The organism is Rhizobium sp. A22-96 (assembly GCF_053521805.1).
On record NZ_JBNWDQ010000002.1, the window covers coordinates 999,172 to 1,017,863 of the forward strand.

Annotated in this window: 18 protein-coding genes; 15 read left to right on the forward strand and 3 right to left on the reverse strand. The window is 60.5% G+C overall.

All coding sequences use genetic code 11. The features are described from left to right. Positions 1-5: 5 nt before the first annotated feature. The 5 genes from gap (at position 6) to ACQZ6F_RS11350 (ending at position 6,289) form a co-directional block, all read left to right on the forward strand. Positions 6-1,016: a type I glyceraldehyde-3-phosphate dehydrogenase gene (gene gap, locus ACQZ6F_RS11330; protein ID WP_449091771.1), complete on the forward strand. Its 1,011-nt coding sequence runs from the start codon at positions 6-8 to the stop codon at positions 1,014-1,016. A 2-nt stretch (positions 1,017-1,018) separates the two neighbouring features. Then, on the forward strand, positions 1,019-1,606 hold the full coding sequence (locus ACQZ6F_RS11335) for a putative glycolipid-binding domain-containing protein (RefSeq protein WP_449091770.1): 588 nt from the start codon (positions 1,019-1,021) through the stop codon (positions 1,604-1,606). 319 nt (positions 1,607-1,925) lie between these two features. Further along, positions 1,926-3,776 carry a potassium/proton antiporter gene (locus ACQZ6F_RS11340; protein ID WP_449091769.1) on the forward strand — a complete coding sequence of 617 codons (1,851 nt, stop codon included), beginning with the start codon at positions 1,926-1,928 and terminating at the stop codon, positions 3,774-3,776. Between the two features lie 72 nt (positions 3,777-3,848). Further along, positions 3,849-5,051 (forward strand): phosphoglycerate kinase, encoded by a 1,203-nt coding sequence (locus ACQZ6F_RS11345; protein ID WP_077469493.1) that lies wholly within the window; start codon positions 3,849-3,851, stop codon positions 5,049-5,051. 212 nt (positions 5,052-5,263) lie between these two features. Further along, the gene (locus ACQZ6F_RS11350) at positions 5,264-6,289 is read left to right on the forward strand and encodes a class I fructose-bisphosphate aldolase (protein ID WP_174072163.1); all 1,026 of its coding nucleotides are present in this window, start codon (positions 5,264-5,266) and stop codon (positions 6,287-6,289) included. Between the two features lie 660 nt (positions 6,290-6,949). Here ACQZ6F_RS11350 and ACQZ6F_RS11355 read toward each other — a convergent pair. Further along, the gene (locus tag ACQZ6F_RS11355; protein ID WP_449091768.1) at positions 6,950-7,759 is read right to left on the reverse strand and encodes an SDR family NAD(P)-dependent oxidoreductase; all 810 of its coding nucleotides are present in this window, start codon (positions 7,757-7,759) and stop codon (positions 6,950-6,952) included. 47 nt (positions 7,760-7,806) lie between these two features. Here ACQZ6F_RS11355 and ACQZ6F_RS11360 point away from each other — a divergent pair, with 47 nt between their 5' ends. Next, entirely contained in the window at positions 7,807-8,187 is a 381-nt protein-coding gene (locus ACQZ6F_RS11360) for a winged helix-turn-helix transcriptional regulator (RefSeq protein WP_449091767.1), read from the forward strand. A gap of 134 nt (positions 8,188-8,321) precedes the next feature. Beyond that, positions 8,322-9,239 carry a PhzF family phenazine biosynthesis protein gene (locus tag ACQZ6F_RS11365; RefSeq protein WP_449091766.1) on the forward strand — a complete coding sequence of 306 codons (918 nt, stop codon included), beginning with the start codon at positions 8,322-8,324 and terminating at the stop codon, positions 9,237-9,239. Positions 9,240-9,287: 48 nt separating this feature from the next. On the opposite strand, the gene ACQZ6F_RS11370 is transcribed toward ACQZ6F_RS11365, so the two are convergent. After that, positions 9,288-9,449 (reverse strand): hypothetical protein, encoded by a 162-nt coding sequence (locus tag ACQZ6F_RS11370; RefSeq protein WP_169055381.1) that lies wholly within the window; start codon positions 9,447-9,449, stop codon positions 9,288-9,290. 227 nt (positions 9,450-9,676) lie between these two features. Between ACQZ6F_RS11370 and ACQZ6F_RS11375 the strand changes: the two genes are divergently transcribed. The 4 genes from ACQZ6F_RS11375 (at position 9,677) to ACQZ6F_RS11390 (ending at position 14,258) form a co-directional block, all read left to right on the forward strand. Beyond that, positions 9,677-10,951: an MFS transporter gene (locus ACQZ6F_RS11375; protein ID WP_449091765.1), complete on the forward strand. Its 1,275-nt coding sequence runs from the start codon at positions 9,677-9,679 to the stop codon at positions 10,949-10,951. Between the two features lie 28 nt (positions 10,952-10,979). Further along, a complete protein-coding gene (locus ACQZ6F_RS11380) occupies positions 10,980-11,171 on the forward strand; it encodes a DUF1192 domain-containing protein (protein ID WP_077469488.1) in 192 nt (63 codons plus the stop codon). Between the two features lie 369 nt (positions 11,172-11,540). Continuing rightward, a complete protein-coding gene (gene rcdA, locus ACQZ6F_RS11385) occupies positions 11,541-12,056 on the forward strand; it encodes a protease adaptor protein RcdA (RefSeq protein ID WP_068400266.1) in 516 nt (171 codons plus the stop codon). Between the two features lie 264 nt (positions 12,057-12,320). Further along, positions 12,321-14,258, forward strand: coding sequence for a GTP-binding protein (locus ACQZ6F_RS11390; RefSeq protein WP_449091764.1), 1,938 nt, complete (start codon positions 12,321-12,323; stop codon positions 14,256-14,258). A gap of 84 nt (positions 14,259-14,342) precedes the next feature. On the opposite strand, the gene rpmE is transcribed toward ACQZ6F_RS11390, so the two are convergent. After that, entirely contained in the window at positions 14,343-14,564 is a 222-nt protein-coding gene (gene rpmE, locus ACQZ6F_RS11395) for a 50S ribosomal protein L31 (RefSeq protein ID WP_034503571.1), read from the reverse strand. 192 nt (positions 14,565-14,756) lie between these two features. On the opposite strand from rpmE, the gene ACQZ6F_RS11400 reads away from it, so the two are divergent. From ACQZ6F_RS11400 to ACQZ6F_RS11415, 4 genes are all read left to right on the forward strand, one after another. After that, a complete protein-coding gene (locus ACQZ6F_RS11400) occupies positions 14,757-16,556 on the forward strand; it encodes an ABC transporter transmembrane domain-containing protein (RefSeq protein WP_449091763.1) in 1,800 nt (599 codons plus the stop codon). 109 nt (positions 16,557-16,665) lie between these two features. Then, positions 16,666-16,854, forward strand: coding sequence for a YegP family protein (locus tag ACQZ6F_RS11405; protein ID WP_068400257.1), 189 nt, complete (start codon positions 16,666-16,668; stop codon positions 16,852-16,854). A gap of 244 nt (positions 16,855-17,098) precedes the next feature. Then, complete coding sequence (locus ACQZ6F_RS11410; protein ID WP_449091762.1) at positions 17,099-17,437, forward strand: YciI family protein; 339 nt, start codon at positions 17,099-17,101, stop codon at positions 17,435-17,437. A 5-nt stretch (positions 17,438-17,442) separates the two neighbouring features. Beyond that, complete coding sequence (locus ACQZ6F_RS11415) at positions 17,443-18,690, forward strand: RNA polymerase sigma factor (protein WP_449091761.1); 1,248 nt, start codon at positions 17,443-17,445, stop codon at positions 18,688-18,690. Positions 18,691-18,692: the final 2 nt, after the last annotated feature.

Genomic DNA, 18,692 nt, shown 5'->3' on the forward strand with positions numbered 1-18,692 from the left:
TTTCAATGACTGTAAAAGTAGCCATCAACGGCTTTGGCCGTATCGGCCGTAACGTTCTGCGCGCCATCGTCGAATCCGGCCGTACCGACATCGAAGTCGTTGCCATCAACGACCTCGGCCCGGTCGAGACCAACGCTCATCTTCTGCGTTACGATTCGATCCATGGTCGTTTTCCGGCAGACGTGAAGGTCGAAGGCGACACGATCATCGTTGGCGGCGGCAAGCCGATCAAGGTTACCGCCATCAAGGATCCAGCGACGCTGCCGCATCGTGATCTCGGCGTCGATATCGCGATGGAATGCACCGGCATCTTCACGTCTCGCGACAAGGCCGCCGCACACCTGACGGCCGGCGCCAAGCGCGTCATCGTTTCGGCTCCTGCCGACGGTGCCGACCTGACCGTCGTTTTCGGCGTCAACCACGACCAGCTCACCAAGGAGCACCTGGTCATCTCCAACGCGTCCTGCACCACGAACTGCCTGGTGCCGGTCGTCAAGGTTCTCGACGACGCCGTCGGTATCGACCATGGCTTCATGACGACCATTCACTCCTACACGGGTGACCAGCCGACGCTCGACACCATGCACAAGGACCTGTACCGCGCCCGCGCCGCAGCCCTGTCCATGATCCCGACGTCGACGGGCGCCGCAAAGGCCGTTGGTCTCGTCCTGCCGCACCTGAAGGGCAAGCTCGACGGCACCTCGATCCGCGTTCCCACCCCGAACGTCTCGGTCGTCGACTTCAAGTTCGTGGCCAAGAAGGCAACGACGGTCGGCGAAATCAACGAGGCCATCAAGGCTGCATCGAACGGCAAGCTGAAGGGCATCCTCGGCTATACCGACGAGCCGCTGGTTTCCCGCGACTTCAACCATGACAGCCATTCGTCGATCTTCGCGACCGACCAGACCAAGGTCATGGAAGGCAACTTCGTGCGCGTTCTGTCCTGGTACGACAACGAATGGGGCTTCTCCAGCCGCATGTCGGACACGGCCGTCGCGCTTGCCAAGCTGATCTGATCATGGCCTTCCGCCCTCTCCTTCCGACGACAGTGCGCTGGCGTCCGATCGAAGGAGACGGGCTGGAGCACCTGACGATCGCCCCAATAAACGACACGGCCACTGGCGCGACCATTCGCGCCAGTGGCGTTATTGTAGGAGGTCGCGGCGGATTGCCGTACGGCGTCTTCTACCGCATCGACTGCGCCGCCGACTGGGCCGTTTTATCCTTTAGCGTCGAAACGACGGATGGCCGACGCCTTGCCCTGCTCTCCGACGGCAAGGGTCACTGGCGCACCGAAGACGGCCGCGCCTTGCCGCAATTCGACGGATGCATCGACATCGATCTCTATGGTTCGCCCTTCACCAACAGCCTGCCAATCCGCCGGCTCGAGCTGCAGCCGGAAGACGGAACGGCGAAGCTTTCGATGCTCTATATTCCCTTCGACAGTTTCGAGCCTGTGTGCGATGGCCAGCACTACACCTGCATCGTGCCGGAAAAGCTCTATCGCTACGCAGCGCAGGACCGAGCCTTCACCGTGGACCTGCCCGTCGACGCCGATGGTCTCGTGATCGACTATCCGATCTACTTCAGGCGCGTCGACGTCTGATTGGGAGTAGATGCCGACCCGCGCATCGCCGTAAAAACATTTCGAATCTTTTCGTACCCTGCCCTGCTATGGTCCAGATTTACCAATAAATTTTGAGCAGGAAATCTCCCAGGGTATTCCAAGCCGCTTTGCCGTTCTGGCGAGGCGCATCACACCATGACGTTGCAATCGTCGGAGCAGGTTCAATTTCAAGACCCTGCTCGCACGATACCGTGTTTGCCAATCGCTGCGGCGCAACGCCATAATGGATGACGGAGGGATTTCTTATATCCCGGGCCTCTGGTCCGGGCAGCGGCGCACGGAAGAGGGGAATGAAAAGGTGGAGGCATTTTACGTCATCGTGCTGGTCAGCACGGTCCTGGTCCTGATAGCGGCTTTCTCGAGCCTCATCGCCTTCCGTTTTGGCGCCCCCTTGCTGCTGCTGTTCCTGATGATCGGTCTGGCCGCAGGCACCGATGGTCTCGGCATCGAATTCTCCAACAATTATCTCGCCTATATTCTCGGCTCGCTGGCGCTGGCCATCATCCTCTTCGATTCCGGCTACGGCACGCCGATCCAGGCCTTCAAGCTCGCAGCGGCGCCGGCACTGACCATCGCTTCCGCCGGCGTTCTGGTGACCGCAGGCCTATTCGGCCTTGCCGCCACCTGGCTGCTCGGCTTCACCTGGCTGCAAGGCCTGCTGCTCGGCTCGATCGTCGCCTCTACCGACGCTGCCGCCGTCTTCTTCCTGCTGCGCATCGGCGGCATCAATATCCGCGACAAGGTGCGCTCGACGCTGGAGGTCGAATCCGGCACCAACGACCCGATGGCCATCTTCCTGACCTTGGCCCTCGTCCAGCTGCTGGCGAGCGGCGAAGGCTATGCCGGCATCAACATCGTCATGCTGGCGACCTTCGTCCAGCAGATGGGGCTCGGCGTCATCCTCGGCCTGCTCGGCGGCATGATGATCGTCCTCATCGTCAGCCGCCTCGATACCGATCGCGGCCTGACGCCGATCTTCGTGCTGGCGCTGGCGCTCCTCGTCTTCTCGTTTACCGGCGCGGTCGGCGGCAGCGGCTTCCTCGCCGTCTATGTCGCCGGCATCTATGCCGGCAATCGCAAGATGCCTGCTTCGGCCTCGATCAAGCGCTTCCAGGACGGCATGACCTGGCTGGCGCAGATCATCATGTTCCTCGTGCTTGGCCTGCTCGCCACGCCATCGCAATTTCCCGCCATCGCCATCCCGGCGATCGCATTGGCGCTGTTCCTGATCTTCGTAGCCCGGCCGATCGCCGTCTGGCTCTGCTTGCTGCCCTTCGACTATACCCAGCGCGAGACCGGCTTCGTCGCCTGGGTTGGTCTGCGCGGCGCCGTCTCCATCCTGCTCGCCATCATGCCGATCCTCGGCAATCTCGAGAGGGCGCAGACCTATTTCAACGTCGCCTTCATCGTCGTGCTGGTGTCGCTGCTCGTCCAGGGCTGGACGATCAAGCCCATGGCGCGCCGCCTCGCACTTATCGTTCCCCGACGCATGGGCGCGATCGACAAGGTCGAGGTCGATCTGCCGGGCGCGGTCAATCACGAGCTGATTTCCTATCGAGTCTTCAAGGACAGCGCGGTTCTACGCGGCGAGCGTATTCCGCGCTGGGCGATACCTTCGCTCATCGTGCGCGACGGCAAATCCATGCGCTATCAATATGCCGGCCGCCTGCGCGAAAACGATATCGTCTATCTCTTCATCTCGCCCAACTATTCACGCCTGCTCGACCGTCTCTTTGCCAGCCGCGCTCCGGTCGATCCAGATGATGCCGAATTCTTCGGCGCCTTCTCGATCTCACCATTGCGCCCCGCCGCCGATCTCGACGCGGCCTACGGGCCAGGCCTCCTGAGCGAGCAGGAAAAAGGTCTCACCATCGCCGAACTCATGCGCCAGCGCCTGGGCGGCAAAGCCGATTATGCGGATCGCATCCGCCTTGGCGAGATCATTCTCATCGTCCGCGACCTCGACGAGAACGACCATATCCAGTCCGTCGGCATGTCGCTGGAGGCGGTGGAGCCGCCGGTCATCCTGCCGATCTTCATCAATCTCTACGATATTCTGAAGAGCCTTCGCAGCTATCTGCAGAAGCGCCGCGAGCGCCCGGAAGAAGCCGTTTCAAGCGATTCAACCGCCGGCAAAAACGACGTCTGAACGCCTTGCGTCTCCGATCATCCGTAGTATGGTCGGCGCGCTTCACGCCACCAACAATATTGGATCCTCCCCATGGCAGCCTTCAAGACCCTTGACGATCTCAACGACATCACCGGCAAGCGCATTCTCGTGCGCGTTGACCTCAACGTGCCGGTCAAGGATGGTAAAGTCACCGATGCAACCCGCATCGAGCGCGTCGCGCCGACGATCCTCGAACTGTCCGAAAAGGGCGCCAAGGTCATCCTGCTCGCCCATTTCGGCCGCCCGAAGGATGGCCCCTCGCCCGACCTTTCCCTCGGCCTGATCGTGCCGGCCGTCGAGGAAGTTCTCGATCACGCCGTTCTCTTCGCCTCCGACAGCATCGGCGCTCCGGCAGCCGACGCGGTTGCCAAGATGAACAATGGTGACATCCTGCTGCTCGAGAACACCCGCTTCCACAAGGAAGAGGAGAAGAACGACGCGGCCTTCACCAAGGCGCTTGCCGCCAACGGCGACATCTACGTCAACGACGCCTTCTCCGCTGCGCACCGCGCGCACTCCTCGACCGAGGGCCTTGCCCACCTCCTGCCGGCCTATGCCGGCCGCACCATGCAGGCCGAGCTGGAAGCCCTGGAAAAAGGCCTCGGCAACCCGGTCCGCCCGGTCGTTGCCATCGTCGGCGGCGCCAAGGTTTCCTCCAAGATCGACCTTTTGATGAACCTCGTGAAGAAGGTCGACGCGCTCGTCATCGGCGGCGGCATGGCCAACACCTTCATCGCCGCGCGCGGTACGAATGTCGGCAAGTCACTCTGCGAACATGACCTTGCCGCCACCGCCAAGCAGATCATGATCGAGGCTGCCTCATCCGGCTGCGCGATCGTCCTGCCGGAAGACGGCGTCGTCGCCCGCGAATTCAAGGCTGGTGCCGATAATGAGGTCGTCTCCATCGAAGCCATTCCGGCAGACGCCATGGTGCTCGATGTCGGCCCGAAGTCGGTCGAGTCGATCAAGAGCTGGATCGGCCGCGCCACGACGCTGGTTTGGAACGGCCCGCTCGGCGCCTTCGAAATTACCCCCTTCGACGCCGCTACCGTTGCGGTCGCCAAATATGCGGCCGAATGCACCAAGAGCGGCAAGCTGACCTCGGTTGCCGGCGGCGGCGATACGGTGTCCGCGCTCAACCATGCCGGCGTTGCCGATGACTTCAGCTATGTCTCGACAGCGGGCGGCGCTTTCCTCGAATGGATGGAAGGCAAGGTTCTTCCGGGTGTCGCCGTCCTTCAGGCCACCAAGTAAGCAGCTTCGCACAAACGAGTGATAGGAGCCGCGAAGGCGAAGGCTTTCGCGGCTTTCCTGTGAGTGCTAAGATGACCCTCGAAAGTTTCAAACGGTTGAAATCATTTCAATCGTTTCAATTAGTTAGCCGACCATTTCCCTCCTTCTATACTTCTGTTATCGCCGATCTATATTGATCTTGTCGCCGACTGAAATCGCCTTGGAGAAACAAAATGAGCGAACGAATTGAAGACATTGCCGTAAAGATGGTTGCCGGTGGCAAGGGCCTCCTCGCAGCGGATGAATCCACCGCCACGAATAAGAAGCGCTTCGACACCATCTCTCTCGTATCAACGGAAGAGAGCCGCCGCGACTATCGCGAAATGCTCTTCCGCTCCGACGAAGCGATGAAGAAATACATCTCCGGCGTCATCCTCTATGAGGAAACCCTCTTCCAGAAGGCTGCGAACGGCACGCCCTTCGTCGACGTCATCAGGGCTGCAGACAGCATTCCAGGCATCAAGGTCGATATCGGCGCCAAGCCGCTGGCCGGTTTCCCCGGCGAAACCGTCACCGAAGGCCTCGATGGCCTCGCCGAGCGCCTGGCGAAATATTATGACGCCGGCGCCCGCTTCGCCAAGTGGCGCGGCGTGATCGCCATTTCCGACACGCTTCCGACCTTTGGCGCTGTCAAGGCCAACGCCCATGCGCTTGCCCGCTACGCTGCTCTCTGCCAGCAGGCAAAGATCGTCCCGATCGTCGAGCCGGAAGTGCTGATGGACGGCGAACCCGGCACCCAGAGCCTCGACCGCAGTGAAGAAGTCACCCGCTGGACGCTGCAGATCGTCTTCCAGGAACTCGCCGAAGCCCGCATCAAGCTCGAAGGCATGATCCTGAAGCCGAGCATGGTCATCGACGGCAAGAAGGTCCGCAAGGCCTCCGTCGAGCAGGTTGCCGAGCGCACCGTCAAGGTTCTCAAGGAAACCGTACCTTCGGCCGTTCCCGGCATCGCCTTCCTCTCCGGCGGCCAGACGACCGAAGAAGCAACCGCCCACCTCTCCGCCATCAACTCCGGCTATGACCTGCCCTGGAACGTCACCTTCTCCTATGGCCGCGCCCTGCAGGACAGCGCGCTGAAGGCCTGGGGCGGCAAGCCTGAAAACGTCGCCGCTGGCCAGCGCGCCTTCACCCACCGCGCCGAGATGAACTATCTCGCCGCCAAGGGCAGCTGGACCAAGGACCGCGAACAGGCTGCCTGATTTCAGCTGGCGTTTGAATGGACAGAAGCCCCGATCGCTATGCGGTCGGGGCTTTTTGGTTCGCGCGGCCACACATATTTGGAAAAATCCTCCCTTTCGGCCTGACTGCTGCCTAGCCTCCTAAGGGAAAAGCGCGCAGCCGTAGGCTCGGTCCTGTGTAGCCAATATCTCCCATGATCACTCTCGGCCCGCACTCGCCACTTGCCTCAATCCCCTCTATGTCTTGCCAAGAAGCCAATGTCGGTGAAGGTAAAGCATATCTCCGCCCGATCAGGAGAGCTGGTTGCGGTCAGGATGACGTGGCCTGTCCGTGAGGTAGATGCCATGAATGTATCGAATTCCACCCGGCGCGGATCGTGTGAAACGTTCGAAACTATGTAGCGTTCTCCATCCATGTAATCCCCTGCAGTCACTGACAGTTGACCGCCTTGAATTCGAACATGATATTCCGACCTCGCGTCGTCTTCATCGGAGCGCCAGACCCCTACCAGAGCCATCGGCATATCTAGGTGGATTATCTCGGCCACAATGAGCGGTTCCCTTGTTCATGGGGAGAAGGGACAAATCTAGCGGCTCCGCAGATAATCGCAATGACCGCAATTGGCACTTGCGAGCCAAGAAGACTGTCGATCTGTTGCGGCCATTGTCATCCAATCTCTCCTAAATCGTCGGCAGCATCCCGCCATCGACCCTCAGATTGACGCCGGTTATGTATGCCGCCCGTGGGCTGGCGAGGAAGGAAACCGCATCGGCGATCTCCTCCAGGGTTCCCACACGACCAACAGGCACCTGGGCAAACATTGGCAGCACGACTTGCTCGATCGCCTCCCACGGCGCGTCTTGCGCAAGCCCCTGCTCCACGGCGACCTCGCGAAACCGGGCATCCAGCCTGCCGCTATGTATCGTGCCGGGCGATACCGTATTGACCGTGATGCCGTCAGCCGCGACTGCTTTCGCCATGGAGGCGGTCATTGCGTTCATGGCGGCCTTGCACGCGGAATAATCCGGCCGCGAGGCTGGTGGCATCAAACCGGCCAGGCTGGAAATATTGACCACCCGTCCCCACTTGGCCTGCCGCATTCTCGGCAGCAGCAAGGTCGTTACTCTCACCGCAGCAAGAACATTGCGATCGTAAGCGGACGCCCATGAGGCGGCGCGGCTGCTCGCCCAATCTTCCGCCTCGCCGGATCCGCCGGCATTGTTGATCACGATATCGATCGGGCCGGCAAGCGCCTGCGCCTCATCGACGAACCGCCGAACATCGTCCTCGATCGTCAGATCGCCGATGACAGCATGGGCGCGTTCTCCTTCAGCGACGATATCTCGGGCAACCCGTTCCGTCTGCGTCCTGTCGCGGCCATGGACGATAACCACCGCCCTCTCGCGAGCAAGTCCCCGGGCGATCGCCTCGCCTATGCCCTTGCTGCTGCCGGTGACGAGTGCGGTCTTCCCGTCCAGTTTCAAATCCATTGCGCGATACCTATGTTGAAATCGATAGCTCACAAAAGAACAGAACGATGGTCGAGACAATTACGCACTTTAAAGTGCCTGTAGAACGTGAAGAGCGGACGGTATGCCTTGGTCCCGACGGATCCGTTGCGCATGTCACCAGGGTGCTTCGAATGATCAGCGGGCGCTGGAAACTTCCGATCCTGTTTCGCCTTTTCGCGGAGCCATCGATGCGGACCTCGCAATTGAAACGGGACATGCCGGGCATTTCACAGAAGATGTTGACGCAACACCTGCGAGAGCTGGAGGATGGTCGGCTTGTCGCAAGGCGAGACTTCGGCGAACAACCACCGCGCGTCGAATACCAGCTGACCGATGCCGGTCGAGCGCTGATGCCTGTCCTGATGGCGGCGCGGGAGTTTTCGATAGGCCATGTCGCTGAAGGCTAGCTCCCACCCGCGTTTGGCCTGACACGAATCGAGCTGATCATCCGAACTTGTCACCGGCACAAGTTCCGGCATTCAGCCATGCCCGGCCTGCGGTTATATCCCTAGCAGTCCTATGACAGCCATCGGGAGCCGCCATGAACACCGTCGCCTATGTCACCGTCGATGTCTTCACCTCGGAGCGTTTCGTCGGCAATCCCTTGGCCGTCATTCCAGATGCGCGCGGCCTCACCGGTAAAGCCATGCAGAAGATCGCGGCCGAGTTCGGCTATTCCGAAACGACCTTCGTGCTGCCGCCGGCAGATCCGGATCACACGGCCCGCGTCCGCATCTTCACGCCAACAGCGGAAATCCCCTTTGCCGGCCATCCCAATGTCGGCACCGCTTTTGCGCTTGGCCAGCAACCGGAGATCTTCGGCAAGCCCGTAGGTGACAGGCTGATCTTCGAAGAGGATGCCGGCCTGGTGAATGTGACATTGCTGCGCAGTGGTGAAGGCGTCACCGGCGCCAGCATTCGCGCTCCGGGGCCGCTTACGATTGGCGGGACCGTTGCCGACGAGCTGATTGCCCGCTGCGTTCAGATCGACCCGCGATCGATCCTCCGGGCAACGCATGCGCCGACATTTGCCTCCGTTGGCCTGCCCTTTGCCTTTGCCGAACTGGACGGTCTCGATACCCTCGGCAAGGCTCGCCCGAACGCCGCTGTTTTCGCCGAAGCAGCCGCGCGGCATAAGGAAGACAAGACCGGTTTCTCGCTCTTTCTCTACACGCGTTCGGCCGAGAACCCGTGGCATATCCGTGCCCGCATGTTCGCGCCGCTCGACAATGTCACCGAAGACCCGGCTACCGGCAGCGCTTCGGCGGCGCTCGGAGCCTACCTGACCTCGCTGCTCCCAGCCCGCGATGCCGAGATCAAAATCACCATCGAACAAGGCGTGGAGATGGGGCGGCGCAGCCTGATCAGTGTCGATGTCAGGAAATCCGCAGGCTTGGTAAACGAAGTCTTGTTCTCGGGCAGCTGCGTCCACGCCATGCGCGGCGAGATCCGGCTTTAAGCTGCAAGTGCACTGCACCTGGAAGGCCAAATCGAGGCTCGAAACGCGCTAAAACGTCTCGTTGATGATCAGTGCGATCGTCCAGACGGCAAAGGCGATGATGGCGATCTTCCAGAAATCCGCTCGACGCCTGAGGCCCGGCAGCCCCAATGGCTTGATGATATGCACCGCCATGGCGAGCAACAGCAGCACCGCGATGACTTTTGTCACGCTATTTTTCCCCGTTTGCGCAAGAATGAACATGGCCGCGACCAAAAACCGCTGCACAGTTTTCGCGATCATGCTCTAATCGTCATAGGACGGACATTTTTCCGCGCCAACAGACTGTTTCTACACGCCGATAGCGGCAATCCGGGACACAATCAATAGCGAAGACGGGCAGGAGGGGATTCCTGTCTTATCGGGTCCTCAAACGGATCCGCATGAAGGTGGGGAGCATGAAAAGAAATATTTTGCCCGTATTGGCCCTGCTGTTCGGCACGCTCTTCCTGTTTACGGGAAACGGCCTGCATAGCCTGCTGTTGCCGATGCGCGGCACGGCGGAAGGCTATGCGACCACGACGCTCGGCCTGCTCGGCACAACCTGGGCGACCGGCTTCGTCCTCGGTTGCCTCACGGCCCCGAAGCTGGTCCGGCGCATCGGCCATGTCCGCGCCTTTTCGGGCTTCATCTCCGTCATCGCCATCATCGCGCTGTTGACCGGCATCGTCGTCGACGCGACCTGGTGGGTGGCGCTACGTGCCGTCACCGGCTTCTGCACCGCCGGCACCTCGATGATCATCGAAAGCTGGCTGAACGAGCGCGCCACCAACGAGAGCCGCGGCGCGATCTTTTCGCTCTATATCGGCATCACGCTGATCGGCGCCGTCGCCGGCCAGATGATGGTGCCCTTTGCCGACATTCACACGCCCATCCTCTTCATGTTCTGCGGCATCTGCTATTGCATCGCCATGCTGCCGACGACGCTGTCAACAGCCGCCTCGCCGCAGCCGCTCAAGGCCGTCAGCCTCGATCTGAAGGCGCTTTATCGAAATTCGCCCGTCGCCTCGCTCGGCATCCTGCTCGTCGGCATCGCCAATGGCGCCTACGGCACGCTCGGCGCCGTCTTCGGCTCCAAGGCTGGCCTGTCGGAGAGCGATATCGCGCTGATGATGAGCTTGACAATTTTTGCCGGCGCCGTGATGCAGCTGCCGGCGGGCCGCCTGTCGGATCGCATCGACCGCCGCTACGTGCTGGCGGGCATGGCCGCCGTCGCAGCTCTCGACGGTCTGCTGCTTTTCCTGCTCAAACCCGCAAGCCCCTATTTCCTCATCGGCATGGTGGTCGTCTACGGCGCGGTTGCCAACACGCTCTATCCGATCGCCGTCGCCCATGCCAACGACTTCGCCGCGCCCGAGGATTTCGTCAAGGTTTCCGGCGGCCTGCTGCTGCTCTACGGCATCGGCACGATCATCGGCCCGACTCTCGGCGGACCGGTCATGTCCTCCGTCGGCCCCTATTCGCTTTTCTTCCTCACGGCCGTCGCCCACGTGCTGATAACGGCCTATTCCATCTTCCGCAGCCGCCGCCGCGCCGCAAGGCCCGCGGGTGATCGCGACGCCTATACGACCATGCCGTCAGCCAACGCACAGATGATCACGCCGGAGAGCATGTCGCTGGCAAGAAGCGAGACTTCAAAAAAGGACGATATAACTGTAAATTACGGCACCTGATCCCTTTCAGGGACATGGAGGAGCCGAAATGAGCATATTCGACGATGATCGTCCGCAGCAGCCCTCGGCACACGAGATCGGCAGCGACCTGTCGTTACTGTCGGTTGACGAGCTGAAAAACCGCATAGCCTTGCTCAACAGCGAGATCGCCAGGCTGGAAGAGGAAATCGCCACCAAGGCATCCGGCCGCAAGGCGGCGGAAAGCCTCTTTCGTTTCTGAAGCCCACTGCCGGCGCTGGATCGAGGATGACAAGCTTAAGATTGAGACATGCTCAACAGAATATTAAGCTTTACGACTTATTACTAGGATCATCCAGATTCGCTCTGGACTCAGACAGTTCCTCCACTTGGCGAATTGGTCTGATTTTTCTCCCTGTTTTACCTTGAGAGCCGCTTTTGCGGCTCTTCTTTTTTGTCGTGTATCGGCATTCCCGACGAAACTGTGGAGATTAACCCTTTCTTAAGAATCGCCTTGCGAATTTCAGTTAAAAACACCATCCTAAAGTCATAAAAGCGGATGCCGAAAGCTCTTAGGGACTTGACCGGCTTTTCCTGAACAAAAGTGTTGCGTGAAGCAGGGATTTATTCAATGTCGGAACTTGGGTTGAACACGATCAGCTTTGCTGGCCACGCCGCATCGTCGGCACAGTTCAGGGCGCTGTATTCCGAGGGCATGTCGCTGGTCGAGGAAACCGCGGGTTATCTCGACGGTCAGGGCCGCGCCGCTTCAAAGGTTCTGCCGCGCATGGCCTCCGTACTCTACGCAGCCGAATCCATGCGGCTGACGACCCGCCTTATGCAGATGGCCTCCTGGCTGCTGCTGCAGCGCGCCGTCAACAACGGTGAAATGTCCCGCGATCAGGTCTTGGCCGAGAAGAACAAGGTTCGTCTCGACGGCTTCAACGTCGACCGCACCGCGCCCGGCTGGAACGACCTGCCGGAATCCTTCCGCGACCTCGTCGAGCGCTCCCTTCGCCTGCAGAACCGCGTCGCCCTGCTCGACCGCGAGATCTACCGTCCGACGGAACCCGCGATCGTTCCGGACAACCAGAACAGCGTCAAGGCGCAGCTCACCCTGCTGCAGACCGCTTTCGGAACCAATTGAGCCGACCGAGAATCGGCAACGGATTTCAACCGGTCGTGCCCTGCACGGCCGGTTTTTCTTTGGCCTGACCCCAGGACGCGGCGCCCCGATCCCGAGGCAGCCAACGGCCTGCGCTTGACGGGCTCCTTGAGGCACCTGTAGAAATAGCGGTGTTTTCCTCTTAAAAATGGAGAGGAAGGCAAGCCGAAATCAATGTGGAGGTCCCAATGCGCCGACTCACTTCTCACGAAAATCAAATCCGAAATTCTGAGAAGATGATGAGATATGCGCACATTGAATCTGGGCATTCTGGCCCATGTAGACGCAGGCAAGACTAGCCTTACGGAACGACTCCTTTTTGACATCGGCGTCATCGACAAACTCGGCAGCGTCGATAGCGGCAACACACAGACCGACAGCCTCGAACTCGAACGGCAGCGTGGCATCACCATCGCGGCCGCGGTGGTGTCGTTTACGATCGGCGACCTGATCGTAAACCTGATCGACACGCCCGGTCACCCCGACTTCATCGCCGAGGTCGAGCGCGTGCTGCGATTGCTTGATGCAGCAGTCGTGGTTGTCTCGGCCGTCGAGGGTGTCCAGCCGCAGACCCGCGTATTGGTCCGGGCATTGCGGCAGCTCGGGGTCCCATTTCTGTTTTTCATCAACAAGGTCGATCGCCTTGGCGCACGCTATGCCGAAGTCCTTGACGACATAGAGAGTCAGTTGTCGGCACGCCCCATTGCAATGTCGGCCATTCGTAATGCCGGCAGCAAGCAAGCCGAGATCACGGCTATCGATATGGCGCAAGAACCGTATTGGTCAGCTCTCTGCGAAGCCCTGGCAGCCAGCGACGAAGCGATAATGGACGATTATGTTCTATCGCCGGATCGGTTGACCGCTCGGAGGCTTGAACATGCCCTGGCAGATCAGATCGCACGCGGGCTGGTGCATCCCGCCTTTGCCGGGGTCGCCATGAGCGGCGCCGGCGCGCGCGCCCTGACTTCAGCTATTGCGACCTTGCTGCCGAGCCGCAAGCCCGACCCGGACGGGCCGGTCAGCGGCAGGATCTTCAAGATCGAGCGCGGATGGGGCGGCGAAAAGCTGGCCTATCTATGCCTGACCTCCGGCACGATCGCCCTCCGGGACCACCTCGATCTGCCGAAGGGCCAGGCAAAGGTGAACAGTATCCAGGTTTTCAGCAATGGCCGGATCGACAAGGTCACGCATGTCGGTGCCGGACACATTGCCAGAATTGGCGGGCTGACGAATGCTCAGATCGGCGATGACATCGGCAGCGAAGGCTCATCCGCCAGCAAGCTGCATTTTTCGCCCCCGACCCTGGAAACCCGGGTCCGTCCATCCCGCCCCGCCGACACGGCGGCGCTGTGGCTGGCACTCATGCAGCTGGCAGACCAGGATCCGCTCATCAATCTGCGCACCAACGAGGATGCATCGGAGATATCCGTCTCGCTTTACGGAGAGGTGCAAAAGGAAGTCATCCAGGCAACCCTTGCAAATGATTTCGGGCTGGAGGCCGCCTTCGAGGAAAGCACGATCATCTACGCCGAAAGGCCTGTCGGAACGGGCAGCGGCATTGAGATCATATTCAGGGAGCCAAACCCTTTTCTTGCAACGGTTGGCTTGCGGGTCGAACCCCGGCCACAGGGGACAGGCAACAGCTTTGCCCTGGAAGTGGACGTCGGGCAGATGCCCGCAAGCTTCTATCGAGCCGTCGAAGAGGCGGTTTTCGAAACGCTCAAGGAAGGCATCTTTGGCTGGCAAGTCATCGATTGCCACGTTGCCATGACCGCCGCACGCCAGACCTCGCCCGCAACCACGGCCGTGGACTTTCGGCGATTGACACCTCTGGTATTGGCCGCCGCTCTCTCTGCCGCTCAAACGATCGTGTGCGAGCCGATCGACCGCTTCCATCTCGAGATACCGACAACGGCATTGACGGGAGTATCGACCCTGCTCGCGAAATCCGGCGCATCGACAAGGGATTCGGTGATATCGGCTGGGATGGCACGGCTGGAAGGCACGGTGGCGTCTGCGATGATCCAAGGCATTCAAAAGCAGCTGCCGGGGCTCTCAAGCGGAACGGGCACATTGGATGATGCGTTCGACCATTATGCCCCAACCGCAGGCCCGCCCCGCCTGCGCAAACGCTCGAATGCCAATCCATTCGAGCGCGCCGACTATCTGCAGCGGCTGCGATGACTTGCCGGGCAAGAGTCTAGCGGACAGACGCAAAAAAGCCCGGCGAAACCGGGCTTTTTTTCAAAACAACAAATCGCGATGCGATTAGATGCCGAGACCGCCGAAGCGCTTGTTGAACTTCGAAACGCGACCGGCACGGTCCATCATCTGCTGATTGCCGCCCGTCCAGGCCGGATGGGACTTGCTGTCGATTTCGAGATTCATGACAGCGCCTTCAGAACCCCAGGTCGAGCGGGTTTCATATTCGGTGCCGTCGGTCATGACTACCTTGATGGTGTGGTAGTCGGGATGGATGTTCGCCTTCATAACAATCTTCCTGTCATGGCAGGGTCCATTTGTCGCAAGGCATTGCGGCAACCGAACCGATTGAATAAATGAAGCCGCAGTCCGGTTAGGCCACGGCTTCCAATTAAGATGGCGTGCCTATACATGAAGGCAGCAGGGATAACAAGGGGCGAAAACGTCAAGTCCCTTGCTGATATGGGGATTGGAGAAGACTTGTCGGAAATTGGCCGCGCAGAAGAAAAAACAAACAGGTCTATCCGACCCCTTGGGCGACTGACACCCTATCTCAAGAGATACCGGGGCATGGTGGCAGGCGCTATCATTGCGCTGGTCATCGCCGCCGTCACCTCGCTCGCTCTGCCGATCGCCGTGCGGCGCATGATCGATCACGGCTTCGATGCCGCCGATCGCGGCCTGATCGACAGCTATTTCATCGCCATCATGGCCATGGCGCTCATTCTGGCTGCGGCGAGCGCACTGCGCTACTACTTCGTCATCACGATCGGCGAGCGCATCGTCTCCGATCTGCGCCGTGAAGTCTTCGATCATGTGACACGGCTGTCGCCCTCCTTCTTCGACGTCAACCAGTCCGGCGAGATCGTCTCGCGGCTGACGGCGGATACGACGCAGATCAAGTCGGCAGTCGGCGCGACGGCTTCGGTGGCGCTGCGCAATCTCATCCTCTGTCTCGGCGCCATGGTGATGATGATCTTCACCAGCCCGAAACTGTCGAGCATCGTGCTGATCGCAATCCCCATCATCGTGTTGCCGCTGGTGAGTTTCGGCCGTTCGGTGCGCAAACGCTCCCGCGCCGCGCAGGATACGCTGGCGCAGGCATCGGCCTATGCCAATGAAACCATCGCGGCCAACCGCACCATACAGGCCTATAATGGCGAGGATGCCGCTTCGCAGCACTATGGCGCGGCGGTCGAGGATGCCTACGAGGCGGCCCGCGCCGCGATTAAATCCCGCTCGCTGCTGACGGGCTTTGCCATTGCCATGGTCTTCGGCAGCATCGTCGCCGTTCTCTGGGTCGGCGCGGAAAACGTGCTTGCCGGCACGATGTCCGCCGGAACGCTCGGCCAGTTCCTGCTTTATTCCGTCATCGCCGGCACCTCGCTCGGCTCGCTGTCGGAAGTCTGGGGCGAGCTGTCGCAGGCAGCAGGTGCTGCCGATCGGCTCGGCGAGCTGCTTGCCGAAGTCTCCCCGATCGCCGCCCCGGCCAATCCGCTGCCTTTGCCGGCGCCGCATGGTCACGTCGAATTCTCCGACGTCCACTTCTCCTATCCGTCGCGGCCGAGCAGATCGGCGCTGCACGGATTATCCTTCTCGGTCACATCAGGCGAAACGGTCGCGATCGTTGGCGCCTCGGGCGCCGGCAAGAGCACAATCTTTTCGCTGTTGCTGCGCTTCTATGATCCGCAGCAGGGCAGTATCGCCGTGGACGGCGTCGATATCAGCCAGGTTCTGCCCGAGGCATTGCGCGAGCGCATTGCCATCGTGCCCCAGGACACGACGATCTTCGCCAATTCGATCCACGACAATATCGCCTTCGGCCGCCCCGGCGCCTCCCGCGAGGAGGTCCGCGCCGCCGCGATCGCCGCGCAGGCAGACGAATTCATCGCACGCCTCGAACAAGGATACGACACGCAGGTGGGCGAACGTGGTGTGACGCTTTCCGGCGGCCAGCGCCAGCGCATCGCCATTGCCCGGGCCATCCTCAAGAACGCACCGATCCTCCTGCTCGACGAGGCCACATCGGCTCTCGATGCCGAGAGTGAAACTCTCGTCCAAAAGGCACTCGAAGGTCTGATGGAAACGCGCACCACCCTCGTCATCGCCCATCGTCTCGCGACGGTGCTGAAGGCCGACCGCATCCTGGTGCTGGATCACGGTCGCATTGTCGAGGAGGGTACGCATCAAAGCCTGATCCGTCATGGCGGCATCTATGCGAAGCTAGCGCGCCTGCAATTCGACGCCGGCATCGAGGAGCGCATGCTCATCGCAAAATAGCGTAAACCGGGTTAAGTCGGACCGCATACAACCTTGTGGAAATAAGTTCGAAGTTGCGCTAGATTTTCAGCGTTATCCCACGCTGACGCGAATCTAGGAGACGAGAACCATGTATAAATTTGAAGTCTACAAGGACAAGGCTGGAGAATTTCGCTTCCGCTTCAAAGCCTCGAACGGCGAAACCATGTTCGGGTCCGAAGGCTACAAGGCGAAAGCTTCTGCTCTGCATGCTATCGAATCGATCAAGGCTCACGTTGGCGGCGCCGTCATCGACGACCAGACCATCGCGACCGCCTGAGGTTTCGCGCCAAGCATTTGCTATAAAGACCGGCCGGTCGCCTTTGGGTGTGCCGGCCGTTTTGTTTGTTGGACAATAAATTTCAAGAAATCCTCCCATATCTGTCGAATTCCCCCCGTCTCGCGGCTCATTCTATCGAAGCGGCCCAAAGTCGTTTCGCCGGCAAGCCCGCATAGTCTAGAATTGCATTTTCAGGCATTGCGCCTGCCCGGCTACCATCAACAGAGGAAGTGGGAGTTGTCTCATGCAATATGCTTTGATCATCCGAGAATCGCCCGAGGACTTTAACCGCCGCGAGGACCCGGCCTACAAGAACGGCTGGGTTGCCTACACGCAGGCACTCGTCCAGGCCGGCATCATGACCGGCGGCGCTGGACTGACGCGGCCGGAAACGGCAACGGTCGTCCGGCGCCAGGGCGAGGACCACGAGGTAAAGGACGGCCCCTTCCCTGACGGTAAGGAGCAGCTCGGCGGCTTCTATCTGATCGACGTGCCGGATCTCGATGCCGCACTGGAATGGGCCTTGCGTATACCGATCTCCCAGGAAGGCTCGGTCGAGATACGGCCACGATTGCAGATGTAGCCATCATGATATTGGATGCCCGACGCGCCGCCGAGCAAGCGGCGCGTCAATCCTACGGCAAGCTGATTGCTTTTCTCGCCGCACGCTTCCGCGACGTGCCGGCCGCCGAGGATGCTTTGTCTGACGCGATCGCGGCAGCATTGAGTACCTGGCCGGAACGCGGCATCCCCGACAATCCGGAAGCCTGGCTGCTGGTTGCAGCCAAGCGTAACCTCCTTCGCCGGGTGCGGCACGAGAACGTCAGGGCCGGAGCGCGCGACAGGATCATGATGGCCTTCGAAGAAGCGGAGGAACGCATGAATGCCGACAATTCCACCTTTCCAGATGAGCGCTTGAAGCTCCTCTTCGTCTGCGCCCATCCGGCTTTGGATCGCTCGGCTCACACTCCGCTGATGCTGCAATCGGTATTGGCCGTGGATGCCGCAACCATAGCCAAGGCCTTCCTCGTTTCGCCGCAGGCGATGAGCCAGCGGCTGGTGCGGGCAAAAATCAAGATCCGCGATGCACACATCCCTTTCATCGTTCCGGACCGACCCGCCTTGCCAGACCGATTGGAGAGTGTGCTCTCGGCAATCTATGCCGCTTACGGGCTCGGCTGGGATGGGGTCGACGGAGAGAGCGGCAAGCAAGGCTCCCTCGCCGACGAAGCCATCTGGCTCGGCCGCACCCTGCTGGCAACCCTGCCCCAGGAACCGGAAGTCGCTGGCTTGCTGTCGCTGATGCTCTACAGCGAGGCGCGGCGCGAGGCGCGGCGGGGTGCTGCGGGACAGTATGTCCCCCTCGACGAGCAGGATACGGCTCTCTGGAATGCAGAGATGATCGCCGAGGCCGACAGGCTGTTGCGACAGGCCGGAGCATTCGGCCAATTCGGCCCGTTCCAGTGCCAGGCCGCCATTCAATCCGTACATGCCGACCGACGACGCTCTGGTATCACCGACTGGACGGCCCTTGCCAAGCTCTATGAGGCGCTCGTGATGATGAAACCGACAATCGGCGCCCGCGTCAGCCACGCGGCTGTCACTGGCCGAGCGCAAAGTGCAACCGCAGGATTACAGTATCTGAACCAGATGGCCGAGCGCGAGATCAACAGCTACCAACCCTATTGGGCCGTGAGGGCGCATCTGCTGGCCGAGCTCGGAGATACCAAAAGTGCCATTGCGGCCTACAGAACGGCAATAGGCTTGAGCGACAGCAATGCAGTGCGGCAATTTCTGCAGGCACGCCTTGATGCTGTCACGTCACCTGGATGCTGACG